We start from the raw sequence: 15,543 nt of genomic DNA on the forward strand, positions 1-15,543 counted from the left end.
GCAGCTCTTAAAGTACATTTTCACCGATTGTATAAACATGCAAGAAATATCCACCAAACCTTATTTTATGCGTGCCATCTATGAATGGTGCACCGACAATGGCTTTACCCCTTATATGGCGGTCAAGGTCAACCATGCTGCCCGTGTCCCCATGGAATTCGTCCGGAACGGTGAAATCGTACTCAATATCAGTTTCGGCGCGACAAGTGGCCTGAAGATGGACAATGATGCCGTGGTCTTCAAAGCCCGCTTCGGTGGCGTATCCCGCGAAATCTATGTACCCGTGGAAAATGTCCTGGCAGTCTATGCAAGTGAAAATGGCCAGGGCATGGCTTTTGAAGTCGACCTCAGCGGAGCTGAAGAAGAAAATGAAGTTGCCGCCGCAGAAGTTGAAGAAACGGCTAAGCCTGTACTGGGCCTTGCATCGGTGAAAAGCGCACCTTCCCCAGTGGAAAACCAGGTTTCTACAGATGAAATAAAAAAATCTGAAAAAAAATCAGAAAAGCCCTCGCTAAAAATAATAAAGTAGCCTATAATCTTGGTCTTCGGGAATGCAACGGCAACGAAGCAAAAACGAATAAAGTTTCGCCGACTTAGCTCATTTGGTAGAGCAGTTGACTTGTAATCATCAGGTGGCCAGTTCGATTCCGGCAGTCGGCACCAAATTAAGAACCCATCGTTAGAAATAACGGTGGGTTTTTTCTTTATGTCTTCAAATTTCTCATCCTTTTTGTCGTGCCGCCGTGGCTCATGCGGGGTACTGAGTCCTCGTCACGCTTCCATCGACTTTCCTAGTGTGCCATCGCCGCATGCTTCTCGCCATATTCTTTTCCAGTGTTCGTCTTTATATGGAAAAATACAAAATATTAATCCATGTTAAATACCAGTCTGGAAACATCCGATGTCACCATTTAATATCTTCAACCGTATTTCGCAAGCGCCTACCAATCCCAGGCCTGTGGTCAAGCCACGGCAGTTTGATGTGGCGGCCCTGTACCAGGGGCCGGTGCAAAGCGGGGCGGCAGCGGTGGCAGGTGAGCAGGCGCTGGATGAAAAATTGCGCCAGGCGTATTTCTGGATAGTGAATAATGCCATCATCAGCCCGCACTACGATATTGAATATAATGAAGGTCCCAGCCAGACTTACGCGGTAGGCGACAGCAAGCGCACTTTGACACTGCCATCGGCGCAAAGTTATTCCAGCTTCATCCTGCTGCCACTGCTGACTTTTGTTACCCGCAAAAAATGCCTGTTTGTTGGTGGGCCAGGACGTGGCAAGACGGCCAGTGCTATTTTGATGGGCGTACTCTCCGGCGCTCCTGTGCGCGATGTACGTCGTGCCATGCAGCATGGCCATCCTCAGATGACGATTGCCGATCTGCTCGGCAACCCGCTGCCATCTGATTTGATGGCGGCGCAGAATATGGACGATATCCGCATCGCCTGGCGCAAATGGCTGGGTATGCGTGTCAAGATCGTCGATGAATATAACCGTATCCCCACTCGCACCCAAAGTGCCTTGCTGACAGTGATGGGTGACAATTATGCCGAGGTGCTGGGGCAGATTTTTGAATGTCCTGAATCGGCCTGGTACCTGACTGCGAATGATGACCAGGGTGGCGGCACTTATCAGGTGATTGATGCCTTGCGCGACCGCATAGACGTCACTGTGCAGGCACTGGCATTCAATCCACGCTTTTTGAATGACTTGCTGGTACGCATAGAAGAAAATATACGGCCAGAAGAGTTGATGCCGCGTGAATTGATTTTCACTGAGGAGGAGGTTGATCGCGCGGGAGAAGAAATCCGCCAGATTGAAGTGCCGCCAGAAGTGCGGCACAGGCTGGAATTTTTTTGCAGCCAGTTTGAATTGTTTGAAACTGCTGGTGCCCAGTTTGAATACATGACCAAAGACACGGCGCGACTATCTGGCATGGACTGGGGGCAGCTCGTAGCAGCAGATAATGGCCGCGACCGCCTAAAGGACCTGGGTTGCCAGACCATGAACGGGGTATCGGTCCGCAATCTCATGACCTTGTTGATTTTTGCCAAATCACTGGCTTATTTTCGCGGTAATAAAAGTGTGGAACTGGACGACCTGCGCCAGGTTCTGCCCTTTGTCTTGCTGGATAAACTGCATCCTGACATCGATGCCCCGTTTTTCTCGCGTCCAGAAAACGCAGCCTACAAGACTGACCGCCTGGGCTGGTTGCGCCGCTTGTTTGATCTCTCGAATGATGAATTCAACCGTCTTGACCTGGACAGGGATGATCCTGTAGGAGAACTGGCTGCCGAATTCGCCCAGGGCTTGAACGATGTCAGTGAACGCGATACCAGAGCGAGGCTAATGAGAATAGAACGCCTGATCGGTGACCGTGTCAAAGGCCGTAAATTATATGGTCATTTATATGATGATTTGCTCAAGCTGAAATACCTGCACCAGCGCTATACCAATTATCTCAAGTGGCTGCGCTCGCAATGATATCCGGACCCTTTGCTCAAGTACTGGCGGCCGGGCGCAGCCAGTTCAATGCCAGGGTTGTCGAGGCCAGAAGGCGCTATCCTGCTTTTGATGTGCAGGCCCTGTCCGATTTTTTGCAAAACAGCGTAACCCCGGTCGTGCAAGCTGTATCAGCGCACATGCCAGATAGACTTGCCGTGATTGCTCTTACTGCCTACGATATTGCGCTTGATCTGGTTGGCCAGGCTTTTACCGGTACCGGTGCACGCAGCAAGATTGTTGACAGAGTATGGCAGGATTTATTGCCAGTCTATACCCACATACTGGTCAATGCGCCGACGGAGGTGTTTGCCCTGCTCACAAATGCCGCACTGAATATAGAAAAGACGCCTGGCGCAAGAGTAGATCAATGGCTGAGTGAAATGAAAAACATCGCGCCACTGATCACCACTTTGTCTGCCTTGCAGGCGACCGGGCAGGTATTGGCATGGCGTACAGGCATGACGCACTTCAGGGAGGGGGGGATGGCCATCGCCGATACCTTGCCACCGGCTTTGTTATTGCAATTGCTGGGTGCAGAAGCAGGTAGTGACTGGCAACTGATAAAAAAACAAATGCAGCAAGACCCCTGGTGGTGCCCCGATGCAAAGCAAATGAATGTGAACGAGCATGGCATTTCTATAGGTCATTTCACAGGCTTGGGCGGTGCTTTCCCAGCGCCGCCAGAGTTGCGTGCCTTTGAATATGGTTTTTGGGTAAAAAGTGCTGATCGCTATTTTTTGCTGATGGCAGATGTCTATGGGGCAGTCCTGCATGGGGCGAGCCAGGAGGAATTTGAGCATGGCCCTGTGCTTACTGGTCCCCTTGCGGCCACCGTACAGGGTAGTAGCTTGCTGACCAGACGAGGCAAACATAACTTGAACTTGCCTGCAAAAGAATTGGTTTTGACTTGCAATCTGCATACGGTCGCGGTCAGCTCACCGTATACATATGGCATCAGCCTGTATCCACTGTAATGAATACGCAATCCACAGAGCAGCAAACCAATACTCAGCAAACCCTGCTCGCAACATGGCAGGCGGCGTGGCCACAGGCGCTGGCTGCATGGAGCAGGTTTACGCGCCTGCATGAACCCCTATTGTGTGTAAGCCGCCTGGCTGCCTCGCAAGCAGGCTTGAGTGGCAGCTTTGCCATGATACGTCTGTCCGATCAAAGTGTTGTAGTGGACCTGGAAGGCATACAGCAACTAGGTTTGCAAGATTATGCCCTTGAAATTCTGGCGCATGAAGTTGGCCATCATGTGTTTGCGCCCGGCAGTGTGACTGAACAATTCCGCCTGCTGGCCAGGATACGCCGCGCCTTGCCCACGCTGGAAAAATTTGCGCCCACGGTCGCCAACTTGTACACAGACCTTTACATCAATGACAGGTTGCACAGGCAGGCCAGTTTGCGCATGGCAGACATATATTTGCGTCTTGCGCAACATGGCAGAGGCAAGAGCGAAAACGCCGCGACTGCCGGCAGCCAGATCTGGGTGCTATACATGCGCATCTATGAGCAATTATGGAAACTGGAAAAAGGCAGCCTGATTGCCAGTAATGCCGTCAGCCCAGAAATGGATACGGATGCCTGGCTGGGCGCACGTTTGATACGTGTATATGCAGGCGACTGGATGCATGGCGCAGGCAAGTTTGCCACGCTGCTGCTACCCTATCTGATTGCCGATAATGAAGCCAGCGCCAGCCAGCAAGCGCTGGCACATTTACATGATACCAAAGATGCTGCGGCAGGTTGCGAACCGATAGGTGCACAGGAGATAGAGGCGGATGAAATCAATGGTGCTGTCCACCCGGCCAATGACCCTCTGGTATCAGGTGTGGATGAGGTCATGACATCCCCAGATGAAAATACCGCATCGTCATCATCAGGACAAACCCGCGAGCCTTATGAATATGGTGAAATCCTCAGGGCCGCAGGCATACAGATGTCGGATCATGAAATTGCCATACGCTATTACCGTGAACGTGCCTTGCCACATCTGGTGCCTTTCCCGAAGCGACCCAATCCGCAATCACCAGAACCGCAGCTGGAAGGGCTGGAACAATGGGATATAGGCGAACCCTTTGATGAAATAGACTGGCTGCAGACTTTGCTGCAGTCGCCGCACCCCATCCCTGGCCTGACCACGGTAAAACGTGCTTACGGCAACGAGCAGGGCAAAGACCCCGGACATATACCCATAGACCTGGATATGTATGTAGACAGTTCAGGTTCCATGCCCAATCCGCAGACGCATACATCCTACTTGACGCTGGCGGGGGCCATTATCGCCATGTCAGCTTTGCGCGCGGGCTCGCGTGTGCAGGTGACTTTGTGGAGCGGCAAGAACCAAACCCTGCAAACCAATGGCTTTGTGCGTGATGATGCGGAAATACTCAGCGTGCTGACCGGCTTTTTTGGCGGTGCAACCTGCTTTCCCATACCTCAAATGCGCGATACATTCGCCAGCAGAAAACCGGAGGACCGCGCCGTGCATATCCTGATGATTTCCGACGATGGCATTACCACTATGTTTGATAAAGACGAGCTTGGCAACGACGGCTGGGATATCTCCGCCATGGCCCTGGAAAAAGGACGTGCCGGTGGCAGCATGGCCTTGAATTTGCCATCGGACTGGGAAAAAGAATCCAGATACTATGCGCAGGTGCCACAGGACCTGAAGCGTGCTCGCGATGAGCAGGGATGGCATATCCATGCCATCACCGGGTTCGAGCATTTGATGGAATTCGCCCGCGTTTTCAGTCAGCAACATTATCTGAGGTAAGCAAAAAAAGCATGGATAACATTGGCCCTATACTGGAAACCCTGACGCACAGGCTGGCAAACATACCGCCAGATTTCCTCGATGAACCGCGCATGGCAAAAAACAATAAAGGCGTCGCCGTGGCAGCACTTGTCAACGATGTATTGCGCATGCTGGGTAATGTATCGCCGCTCGATGGCCTGGAAAAATTTGATGGTATGGATGCGGGCAAAGACAGAAACCGTCTGGCCCTGACCATGATCGCTACCTGGTTGCTGGCAGATGAGTGGTTTATCAAAGCCGCGCTACCAGCGGCGCAGTTCATGACGATACTTGACCAGACTGTTGCTGAGTTGGCTGCTGCCACTGCCGCACACAAATTTGCCAGTGACCCTGACAGACGCGAAGAACTGGCCAGGGTAGTGCTGGCGCGTTTGAATTACCGACCCTATGGCGAAAGCCTGGCGCAAGCGACAGACAGATTATCCAGCATCAGCGGTATAGAGCGTCGCCGACTTGTCGAAGCCAGCCGCGCAGCAGAGCAGCGTGCACGCGCCATACGTGAAGCGCTGGCAAAGAAAGCGGCAGAAGAATCTGCCGATAAGTGGACGCGTGAATGAGGACACGTGAATGAGCCTGGCTACATCACAAGAGATCAGCAATTTTCCGACCTTGTCTGAACACGGCAGGGCCATGCTGGATTTCATGACTGAGCATCCATCTGCTCCCACCTTTCGCAATCAAAGTGGTAACCGCCTGCTTGAGAATGAAGTGGAAAAGCTGCGTGATTTTGAAAAAAAACATATAGGCCAGCCCATTACATGGGCCCCTGGCCTGGAACCTGACTGGCTCAGGCAATTCATTGCGCATGTCTTTACCCATGTCCCACATTACCGGGCCCTGGGTTCTGCTCCACAAAAATTTGCAGACATACCTACAATCAACCGCGCTGACCTGGCAGCAGATATTGCTGCCTTTGTGCCAGACACTGTGCCCCTGGAAAGGCTCATCAATTTTCGTACCACAGGTACGACTGGCCACCCCATGCTCATTGCTTCCCATCCTGTCGTGGCGGCACGTTACCTGACTTTCCACAAACGGGCTTTACTGCTGAATGGCATTCGACTGCGGCACGGACGCGGGCAAGTCGGCGTGGTGCTGGTGGGTTTCCAGCAGCGCTGTTTTACCTATACTTCGGTGACGCCCACCATGGATGATTCTGGCCTGGCCAAGATCAATTTGCATGTGGATGACTGGCGTGAACCAGAAGACCGCGCGCGCTATCTGGATGCGCTGGCACCAGAAGTCATGACGGGTGACCCGCTTTCATTTGCAGAGCTGACAAAACTGGAATTGACAAAATTGCCGCGCGCGCTGATCTCGGTTTCCATGGCCCTTTCAGCCGGTATGCGGCAGATGCTGGAAGCACGTTTTCACTGCCCTGTGCTGGATATTTATTCCCTCAATGAAGTCGGGCCTGTGGCTGTGTATGATGCCGCTGTTGGCGGCCATCTGCTGTTGCAGCCAGAATTATATGTAGAGATACTCGACAGTAAAGGCCAGCCAGTAGCAACTGGCCAGCGTGGTGAAATTTGTCTGTCTGGCGGCTTCAATTTTTGCATGCCGCTGCTGCGTTACCGCACAGGTGATTTTGCCTCAATGGCGATCAGTGCCAAAGGCCCCATGCTGGTCGGTCTGGCTGGTCGTTCCCCAGTCAGGTTTCAAACCAGGACTGGTGCCTGGGTCAACAATATCGACATCACCCATGCATTACAGGCCTTGCCGCTGCCACAATATGGTTTTCATCAACGTGCAGATGGCCGCAGCGTCATACGACTGGCCCCATCTGTCATGCACTTGGCGGACGAAGCAAAGCAGGCACTGGCAAGCTTATTCAATATCCGGCAGCTGATAGTAGAGACGATAACGACTGATAATAAAATACTGCAATACACATCCGACCTGGAAGGCGCTCACCCTTGATTTCAGCATTAGAATTGTCTGCCAATGCAGTCACCACAGCCTCCATTATTTTGGCAGGACGCAATAGCGTACACACCTGGTGGACAGGCATCATAGGCAGCATCTTGTTTGCCCTGGTGTTTGGCCAGGCCCTGCTGTATGCCGATGTATTGCTGCAGTTATTTTTTATCGTTACCAGCATGACAGGCTGGTGGCAATGGTTGAGAGGGCGTAATGGTAGGCCGCTACCAATTTCCAGGGCAGGCCATGCCAGCTATCTATGGTCCATACCTGTGGGTTTGCTGGCAACGCTGGGCTATGGGATGCTCTTGTACTACTGGACCAAGGCTTATGCCCCTTTTGTCGATTCAGCGGTACTGGTATTCAGTATCATCGCGCAGATACTATTGATGCAAAGGCGCATGGAAACCTGGGTATTCTGGCTGCTGGTGAATACCATCGCCGTACCACTGTATGCCAGCCGCGAATTGTATCTGACAGCTTTCCTGTATGCGTTTTACTGGATCAATGCCATTGTGTCCTGGCTGGCATGGCGGAAAAACCTGAACAGTGACCAGGCTATTTCTTTTGTGGTTGCGGCAAAATGAGCAAGACATTTCAGCGTGGTTTGATCGTCGGCAAATTCTGCCCCTTGCATAAAGGGCATGAATACCTGATCGAGCAGGCAATCGCGGCATGTGAAGACTTGCTGGTGATCAGTTATACCAAACCAGAATTTCCCTTATGTGGCCCGCTAGTACGTGAGCGCTGGCTGGCGCTGTCATTCCCGTATATCCAGCAGTTGGTCATCGATGATGTGATCTTGCAGCGCTTGTGTAGCGAACGTGGCATACAGCACATCCCTGAAGTTCCTCATAACGATGCCGCTGAGGATATACACCGGCAGTTCGTCGCCTGGCTATGCCTGGCGCTACTGGATAGCACGGCTGATGCTGTTTTCACCAGTGAAGATTATGGTGATGGTTTTGCAGCGGTGCTGACGCAGCGCTTTCAGCAGCATGATCCTGGCTTGCCTGTCGTGGCCCATATCAAGCTGGACCAGCAGCGTCTTACCGTGCCTGTGTCCGGGACCAAAGTGCGCCTGGATCCCCATGCAAATAAAGCGTATCTGTCCAGCCACGTGTATGCCAGCTTTGTCAAAAAGATTTGCCTGCTGGGTGCTGAGTCCAGCGGCAAGACCACCCTGGCCGAGGCGCTTGCACGGCATTTGCATACCCTGTGGGTGCCGGAATATGGGCGTGATCTGTGGGTAGAAAAAGATGGGCAACTGGTGTTTGAAGATATGCAGGCCATCGCCGTGAAGCAACTGGCACATGAAGAGCAGTTGCGTCCCCAGGCAAACCAGTGGCTGGTCTGCGATACTTCGCCAATGACGACCTTGCTGTATAGCCTGGCGATGTTTCAACAAGCATCTGATGCCTTGCAAGACATGGCAAATACGCCCTATGACTTCATCATCCTGTGCGATATAGATATCCCCCTGATACAGGATGGTACGCGTCAGGACCAGGCTTTCCGGCTGCATCAGCAAGAATGGTATAAACAGCAACTGGCGCAGCGTACCTTGCCTTATTTGCGCGTTTGCGGCAGCCTTGAGCAGCGGCTATCCCAGGTCATGAAATATCTGGGTGGCAAATAAAAATCATCATAATGCAGACTTGCCTTTAGATATGTAAAGCTGGCAGGCATTTTTCTGTGCTTTGTCTTGTTCAATGGGCTGCTGTGAACTGTGTGGCAGCCAAATAGTCTTAGTCAGGACATGGCATCCTGTTTAAACTCCGGTTGCCATATTCATTATAAAAATATTGAGGGAATTCATGAAAATCCGTTTCACATCCTGCGTCTTGCCGTTTTTGCTGATAGCTACGGCAGCCCAAGCCCAGGAGGGCATGCTCAGTCTTGAGATGATGTATCACCCCACAAAAAAAGAAAAATTCGATACCAAGCCCCTGACTCGTCTTGCCTGGGATGCGCAAAACCGATTGATAGAAACGCAAAGCAAGGATGGCATAGTCCAGCAATTTGTTGTTAATCCCGTCAACTGGGAAAAACAGGCCCTGGCTGCCGATGGCAATATCCTGGCCCTGATGACAGCCGCAGGCATCCCAGAGAAAGAAGCCAAGGCCCTGGTCGATAAGCTGACACCGCAGTTCAAACCAGATTTGAAATCGTATCTGTTCACTTATAAAAATGACTTATGGCTATTGGATATGCAGCAGGGCAAGGTCAGGGAACTGACCCATACGCCGGATCAGGCTGAAGATGAAGCTATCCTGTCACCTGACCTGCAATCGGTCGCCTATCTGAAGGGTAATGACATGTACCTGACAGACCTGGTCACAGCGACAGAAAAACGACTGACCACAGGCGGCAGCGAAACCATCTTCAATGGCCGCCTGGACTGGGTTTACATGGAAGAGATTTATGGGCGTGGTCACTTGCGTGCATTCTGGTGGGCACCAGATTCAAAAAAAATCGCCTACCTGAGTTTTGATGAAAGCAAGGTGCCTGTCTACACCCTTAGCGGTGACCATGCCCAACCCATCAAGAGCGAACGCACCCGCTATCCCAAGGCTGGCGATCCCAACCCTGAAGTCAAACTTGGTGTCGTTGACATGACAGGCAAAACCAGCTGGACTGAGAATCCATATGCTGGCAAGGAAACCCTGATCGTGCAAGTGGGCTGGACCCCAGATGGCAAGCTGCTGGCATCCTGGCAAGACCGTGTGCAAACCTGGCTGGACTTGCGCATCTATGATACGCAATACCGCAGCAAGCAATTGCTGCGCGAGAGTAGTCCGGCCTGGGTGGAGCGTTTGCCGTTACCACAGTTCTTGAAAGATGGCAGCTTTGTCTGGGCTTCTGACCGCACAGGTCACCATCACCTGTATCACTATGACCAGCAATACCAGTTCAAGGGGGCGATTACCAAAGGCGACTGGGATATACGCACTGTCTATGGCGTTGACGAAGCAAAAGGCAAAGTCTATTTTTCGGCCAATGAACGCAATCCCATCGGTAACGATGTATATGCAATCAATCTGGATGGTAGCAAGCTGCAAAGGCTGACGACAGAATCCGGCAACCACAATGCACGCTGGAATAGTGCATATACGCATTTCATCGATAGCTGGAGCAGCCTCAAGCAAGCACCGAAGCAGGCCGTATTCAATGCAGAAGGAAGGTCATTGAAGCTGGTCGATGATGCAGGCGTGCCAGAAAAAATGCAAAGCCTGAAACTGGGCAAAGTCACGCAACAGCAAATCAAATCGCGTGACGGCTTCCTGATGGAGAGTCTGTTGTTCCTGCCACCGGATTTTGATCCGAAAAAGAAATACCCAGTCTACCAGCATCTGTATTCAGGCCCCATGGCACCACAAGTGGTGGATCGCTGGAACAGCAATCTCTGGCACCACTTCCTGGCGCAGCAGGGCTATATTGTCTGGGTACTGGATAATCGCAGTGCCAGCAACAAAGGTCTTGCCAGCGCCTGGCCCATACACAAAAAACTGGGCCAACTTGAACTGCAAGACCAGCTTGATGGACTTGACTGGTTACGCAAGCAGGGCTGGGCAGACATGGACAGGGTAGCCTTGAATGGCTGGAGCTATGGCGGCTATATGACTGCGTATGCGATGACGCATAGCAAGGCATGGAAGATAGGATTTGTCGGCGCGCCAGTCACGGATTATCGCCTGTATGACAGCGTCTATACAGAGCGTTATATGGGCCTGCCGCAAGACAATGCCGAAGGCTATGACAAGGGCAGCGTGCTGAAAGCGACCAAGGACCTGAGTGGCAAGATCATGCTCATGCATGGCACCATGGATGATAATGTCCATCCGCAAAATACCATCATGTTCATTGATGAACTCATCAAGAATGGCAAGGACTATAGCCTGCAATTGTATCCTGGCGTAGGCCATAGCCCGCGCGGTGACTGGATTAACTGGTCTTTGCAAAAAGCCAAATGGGAGTTTTTGAAAAACAATCTGTGATCCTTTTCTGATGATTTGAAATGGGACAATGAAAACGGTGCAGAAAATCTGCACCGTTTTTTTATTGCATCAAAGCTGATAAGGCAGATTGACGGGCTCGTAAGAATGCACTTAATAAAGCAGGGTAATCTTCACTGACCGCAGTCTGCACGGAAGTACGTTCCTGTAGGGATAGCCGCCATACCTGGATCTTGGGGTGGCAATTTAAAAATCCAAAATCTGCTATCCGTTCAAACACATCAACATAGCGAAAGACTGGTGCAAACGCGGCATCCACCAGGCTAAAATTTTTACCAGAAAAATAAGGCCCATCGCCTAACTGCTTTTCCAATTGTGCAAACTTGGCTTTTAATTCTGCTGCTTTGGCATCCAATATCTGCGCATCTGCGGCATTGTAAAAACCGCCTATGCTATTCAAGGTGGCTGAGGAAAATTCTATCCAGGCACGGTGTTGCGCCCTTTCCAGTGCGGCTTCTGGATGCAGGCAGGATGGCGTGGTTTCATCCAGGTATTCGCAAATCACAGCCGACTCGAAAATGGCTTGCCCATTGACTAGTAGTACCGGTGTCTTGCCCAGTGGTGAAACTTGCAAGAACCAGTCGGGCTTGTTCGCCAGGTCTATATCTATTCGTTCAAAGTCTAAACCTTTCTCTGCGAGGGTAATTGCCGCGCGCTGCACATAAGGGCAAAGCTTGTGGCTGATCAGGGTATATTGATTGCTCATGATTTGTCCCTTCCTTATGTCAATGAAAAGCGTGAGCTACGGCGGAGGGCAAACGCACCATCACCGAGCAACCAGAGCGCAATTGAAGTGACGATCAGAAACACTGGATATTCCCAGCCACCGTTAGGGCTGGTGTGCACCCAGCCATTACCGAAATGCACAGTAGCGGCAACCACCATGATAGGCACCAGTGCCAGCGCAATCTGGCGGCTGTAGATACCAAGAACCAAGGCCACACCACCAAGTAATTCAAGCGCAAACACGGGGTAAGCGAGAAAACCCGGATAACCTATGCTGGCAAAAAACTGCGCCGTACCAGGCAGGGTAAACACAAACAGTTTCAGCAGGGCGTGGGCTATCCACATGATGCCCAGGCTGATGCGTAATAAGGTGATACCGTAGGCATTGCTGCCTTGGTTTGCAGAGGGAATTGAGTGAGTCATTTTATTCTCCAAAAAGTGGTTGATGGAGCTACTATATGATTTCGAATATGCAATGAAAATAGGCGATAGAGCAAACGATGAATGCAAGAACGCAATACAAGCTAAATTACAAATTAACTGCGGCTGATCTTGAAGTGGTGCTGGCGCTGGTGCGCACTGGCAAGCTGGCTGAGGCAGGCGAGCGCCTGTCACTGGATGCATCCACCGTATTTCGCAGCATACAAAAGCTGGAAAAAGGCTTGGGGCAACGTCTGTTTGAACGCTCGCGCACAGGTTATCAAGCCAATGAACTGGCGCAGGAGTTGGCGGTGCATGCAGAACAGATGGAGGCGCAACTAGAAGCTGCCCGTTCGGCCATGCAAATGCAGCCAGACCAGGTAGCTGGTACAGTTCGCATCACCACCACTGATACCATACTGCACGGCTTGCTGGCACCCGTCTTGAAGCCCTTACAACTGCTTCATCCCTTATTGAGTTTTGACCTGCATGCAGGCAATGAACTGGCCAGCCTGACCAGGCGCGATGCCGACATTGCCATACGTGCCAGCAAGCGGCCACCGCAGCATTTGATAGGCAAGCACCTGGGGCCGATACGGGTAGCCTTGTACGCGGGCAAGACCAGCAAGATCAGACATTTTGATGCTGATGTCGCCCAGCGTCATCACTGGATAGCACCTGACGATGCCTTGCCAGAACATCCATCTGTGGTGTGGCGCAAGAAGCACTTCCCCAGGCTGCAAGCAACTTACAAGGTCAATAGCATACTCACTGTGGCTGAACTGGTGGGGAAGGGTCTGGGGCTGGGCATCTTGCCGCTATTCCTTGCGCAGGGCCGCAAGGATTTAGTACCGCTTACCAATGTGCTGGACGAATGCCAGACTGAGTTGTGGCTGCTCTCGCATACTGAGGCCAGGCATTTGCGCAGAGTTTCTGCAGTGTATTCGTATCTGTCGCAAGAGATAATGTTGAATTGAAAAAAGCCGCTGCGAGTTCTATCACTCACCGCGGCTTTCTATCGGTAATACAAGATCAGGAAGGAATATTGAAGTCAGTCAGTTTTTTGTTGAACTTGAACAGCCAGATACGGTTAGGGCGTTCTGTATCCGCACCACGGGACACGCGCATGGTATTACCTGCAGTACAGCCCAGGGCACCTGCTGTCGTCGTCAAGGCACCATTGGCATCTACCGTACACTTGGTGACGTCAGCACCAGCTACGATAGCACCACTAGGATCGACGATGACAGTTTTCATGCCAAAGTCGTCATCATTCGTCAGTGCCAGGGTGTTCTCATCAACTAGCGCCAGGCCTTCAGCTTTTTCTGCCAGCCAGCCTGCATTATTTAAATCAAACAACTGTGTTTTCTTGAGCAAGACCACATCCGCATAATTGACACCATTGACTGCCGCGCCTGTCATGCTGCTTTTTTCCAGATCGGTACCCATGTTGGCGATGTCAGTGGCATTGCTTGGTACCTGTACCAGCATCAGCTTGTTGAATACCTTGCCATCCGGGCCGGAACCTTGTTCCAGTACAATGAACTTGCCATTACCCAGCGACACCATGTCACCCAGTTTGGCATTGCCGGTTTTGCCAGCAGTGTATTGCTTGCTGTCGATAGGGTAGGCATACAGCTTGGTTTTTTCTGTCGCAGGATCAAACTCTACCCAGCGGTTGAATTTGGCATAATCCTTGATGCTTTCACTGGTCGCTGCAGTGGCACCCGGCACGATGTAACTGGCCTTGCCATCATCCAGCGGGCTTTGGACAAAGCCATGCAGCTTGCCACTGGCGACTTCCAGTGTCAGGCCTTCCATGCCGCGATTGGCGCGGCGTTTCAGCAAGACAGCAGGCAGGTCGGCTGCGCCTGTGCCTGGCTGGTATTTTTTCAGGATGACGCCGGTGGCAACATCAATCTTCAAAATGAAAGGACCGTATTCATCCGATACCCAGACAGCGCCGCGTGCTGCATCATAGACGATGGATTCGGTATCGAGGCCATAGTCGCTGAATTTGGTTTTGCTGCTGGCATCAAATTTGGCAGCGTCATTCAAAGGCACTTCAGCAGAAGAACCCACTTTACCGGAAGCAATCGATAGACCGGAAGCATTGATGGTCGTGCTGAACTTGATAGCTGTACTGGATTTCAGGATGGCACCATCCTTGCCTATACTGATCAGGCCAAATGATGGCGTGAAGCTCGGGGATGGGAAGAATTTGGCATCGCTGGTGCCGGTGGCACCACTCGTCACCACGGAATTGGGTACTTTGGGGCCATCGCCGTTAGGGCCACGGTCGGTAATGCCATAAAATTCCAGTGAGCCATCAGCAGCCTTGCCTTTGAAGGACAGGCCAGAACCGTAGGAGGGCAAAAAGCCTTTCGGGAATTCTGCCTTGACTGCTGCATTCGTACCTTCATACGGCACGAAGAAACTGTCAGCAGCCTGCACCTGATAACGCGTGACGCTGGCGCTGATCGTGCCCAGGGCATTGGTTTGGCTGACAGTATCAACGACAGGAGTGTTCAGTCTGGAAGCCATGGTGTCTTCAAAATGTTCACGCACCAGCATGCGGCGATCTGCATCCACGGTGAGCTTTTGGTAATTCGCCGGCAGTTTGGCTAAGGTTGCCGTCATTGCTGTATTGAAGTTGGCAGCAGTGGCATTGAAATCCAGCGTCTGGCCAGCGAGCGCAGTCTTTACTGTAGCAGGAATCTTGATGCCAGTCGCAACATCATTATCTTCATCCAGCAATTGCAGGAACAGCAGGCGGTTAACCACGCTGTCATCCTTGACATTGCTGGAGTTTGCCAGCGTCAACGGCGTTGCACTAGCTGCGCAAGGTGCAGAGCCCAGGGCGATGTTGCCGACAGTAAACGCCAGTGTGTCACCAGCGTTACAACTAAAACCGCCTGTGGCAGATGTGCTGAGCTTGCTGCCGCCAGCGACGGAGTAATCCATGCCCTCCACTGCTGCATCCAGGAAGACGCCATTTACGGGAGTCGGTGTAGCTGGGGTAACTGCGGTATTGCTGTTACCGCCACAGGCAGCTAACAACAAGGACGCGCTCAGGCTGCTCAATAACAGGCTTCGATTCATTTGGTTTAACCTCGTAGTGATTTGCGTGAAAA

13 protein-coding genes and 1 tRNA gene are annotated in these 15,543 nt (G+C 51.8%); 11 read left to right on the forward strand and 3 right to left on the reverse strand.

What is annotated here, in order from left to right; all coding sequences use genetic code 11:
* Nucleotides 1-37: 37 nt before the first annotated feature.
* The 10 genes from H8L47_RS21275 to H8L47_RS21320 all read left to right on the forward strand — a co-directional run bounded on the left by H8L47_RS21275 (nt 38) and on the right by H8L47_RS21320 (nt 11,245).
* Nucleotides 38-529 carry a ClpXP protease specificity-enhancing factor gene (locus tag H8L47_RS21275; RefSeq protein WP_186955608.1) on the forward strand — a complete coding sequence of 164 codons (492 nt, stop codon included), beginning with the start codon at nt 38-40 and terminating at the stop codon, nt 527-529.
* A 58-nt stretch (nt 530-587) separates the two neighbouring features.
* Nucleotides 588-663 (forward strand) — tRNA-Thr (locus H8L47_RS21280).
* Between the two features lie 238 nt (nt 664-901).
* Nucleotides 902-2,482 (forward strand): AAA family ATPase, encoded by a 1,581-nt coding sequence (locus tag H8L47_RS21285; RefSeq protein ID WP_186955609.1) that lies wholly within the window; start codon nt 902-904, stop codon nt 2,480-2,482.
* Nucleotides 2,479-3,477, forward strand: a complete 999-nt coding sequence (locus tag H8L47_RS21290; RefSeq protein WP_186955610.1) for a hypothetical protein — start codon at nt 2,479-2,481, stop codon at nt 3,475-3,477. The genes H8L47_RS21285 and H8L47_RS21290 overlap by 4 nt, the downstream gene beginning before the upstream one ends.
* On the forward strand, nt 3,477-5,285 hold the full coding sequence (locus H8L47_RS21295) for a vWA domain-containing protein (protein WP_186955611.1): 1,809 nt from the start codon (nt 3,477-3,479) through the stop codon (nt 5,283-5,285). Before H8L47_RS21290 ends, H8L47_RS21295 begins: the two co-directional genes overlap by 1 nt.
* 11 nt (nt 5,286-5,296) lie before the next feature.
* Entirely contained in the window at nt 5,297-5,884 is a 588-nt protein-coding gene (locus tag H8L47_RS21300) for a hypothetical protein (RefSeq protein WP_186955612.1), read from the forward strand.
* Nucleotides 5,885-5,894: 10 nt separating this feature from the next.
* Complete coding sequence (locus H8L47_RS21305; protein ID WP_186955613.1) at nt 5,895-7,247, forward strand: AMP-binding protein; 1,353 nt, start codon at nt 5,895-5,897, stop codon at nt 7,245-7,247.
* Nucleotides 7,244-7,834 (forward strand): nicotinamide riboside transporter PnuC, encoded by a 591-nt coding sequence (gene pnuC / locus H8L47_RS21310; RefSeq protein ID WP_186955614.1) that lies wholly within the window; start codon nt 7,244-7,246, stop codon nt 7,832-7,834. The genes H8L47_RS21305 and pnuC overlap by 4 nt, the downstream gene beginning before the upstream one ends.
* Nucleotides 7,831-8,886, forward strand: coding sequence for an AAA family ATPase (locus H8L47_RS21315; RefSeq protein WP_186955615.1), 1,056 nt, complete (start codon nt 7,831-7,833; stop codon nt 8,884-8,886). Before pnuC ends, H8L47_RS21315 begins: the two co-directional genes overlap by 4 nt.
* Before the next feature lie 178 nt (nt 8,887-9,064).
* A complete protein-coding gene (locus H8L47_RS21320; RefSeq protein WP_186955616.1) occupies nt 9,065-11,245 on the forward strand; it encodes a S9 family peptidase in 2,181 nt (726 codons plus the stop codon).
* Between the two features lie 61 nt (nt 11,246-11,306).
* Here H8L47_RS21320 and H8L47_RS21325 read toward each other — a convergent pair whose 3' ends face one another.
* A complete protein-coding gene (locus H8L47_RS21325; RefSeq protein WP_186955617.1) occupies nt 11,307-11,969 on the reverse strand; it encodes a glutathione S-transferase family protein in 663 nt (220 codons plus the stop codon).
* Nucleotides 11,970-11,983: 14 nt separating this feature from the next.
* Nucleotides 11,984-12,412 (reverse strand): DoxX family protein, encoded by a 429-nt coding sequence (locus tag H8L47_RS21330; protein WP_186955618.1) that lies wholly within the window; start codon nt 12,410-12,412, stop codon nt 11,984-11,986.
* A gap of 77 nt (nt 12,413-12,489) precedes the next feature.
* On the opposite strand from H8L47_RS21330, the gene H8L47_RS21335 reads away from it, so the two are divergent.
* The gene (locus tag H8L47_RS21335; protein WP_186955619.1) at nt 12,490-13,386 is read left to right on the forward strand and encodes a LysR family transcriptional regulator; all 897 of its coding nucleotides are present in this window, start codon (nt 12,490-12,492) and stop codon (nt 13,384-13,386) included.
* Between the two features lie 55 nt (nt 13,387-13,441).
* Here H8L47_RS21335 and H8L47_RS21340 read toward each other — a convergent pair whose 3' ends face one another.
* Entirely contained in the window at nt 13,442-15,511 is a 2,070-nt protein-coding gene (locus H8L47_RS21340) for an esterase-like activity of phytase family protein (RefSeq protein WP_186955620.1), read from the reverse strand.
* Nucleotides 15,512-15,543 lie beyond the last annotated feature (32 nt).

This window comes from Undibacterium umbellatum (genome assembly GCF_014284125.1).
Taxonomy (GTDB): domain Bacteria; phylum Pseudomonadota; class Gammaproteobacteria; order Burkholderiales; family Burkholderiaceae_D; genus Undibacterium; species Undibacterium umbellatum.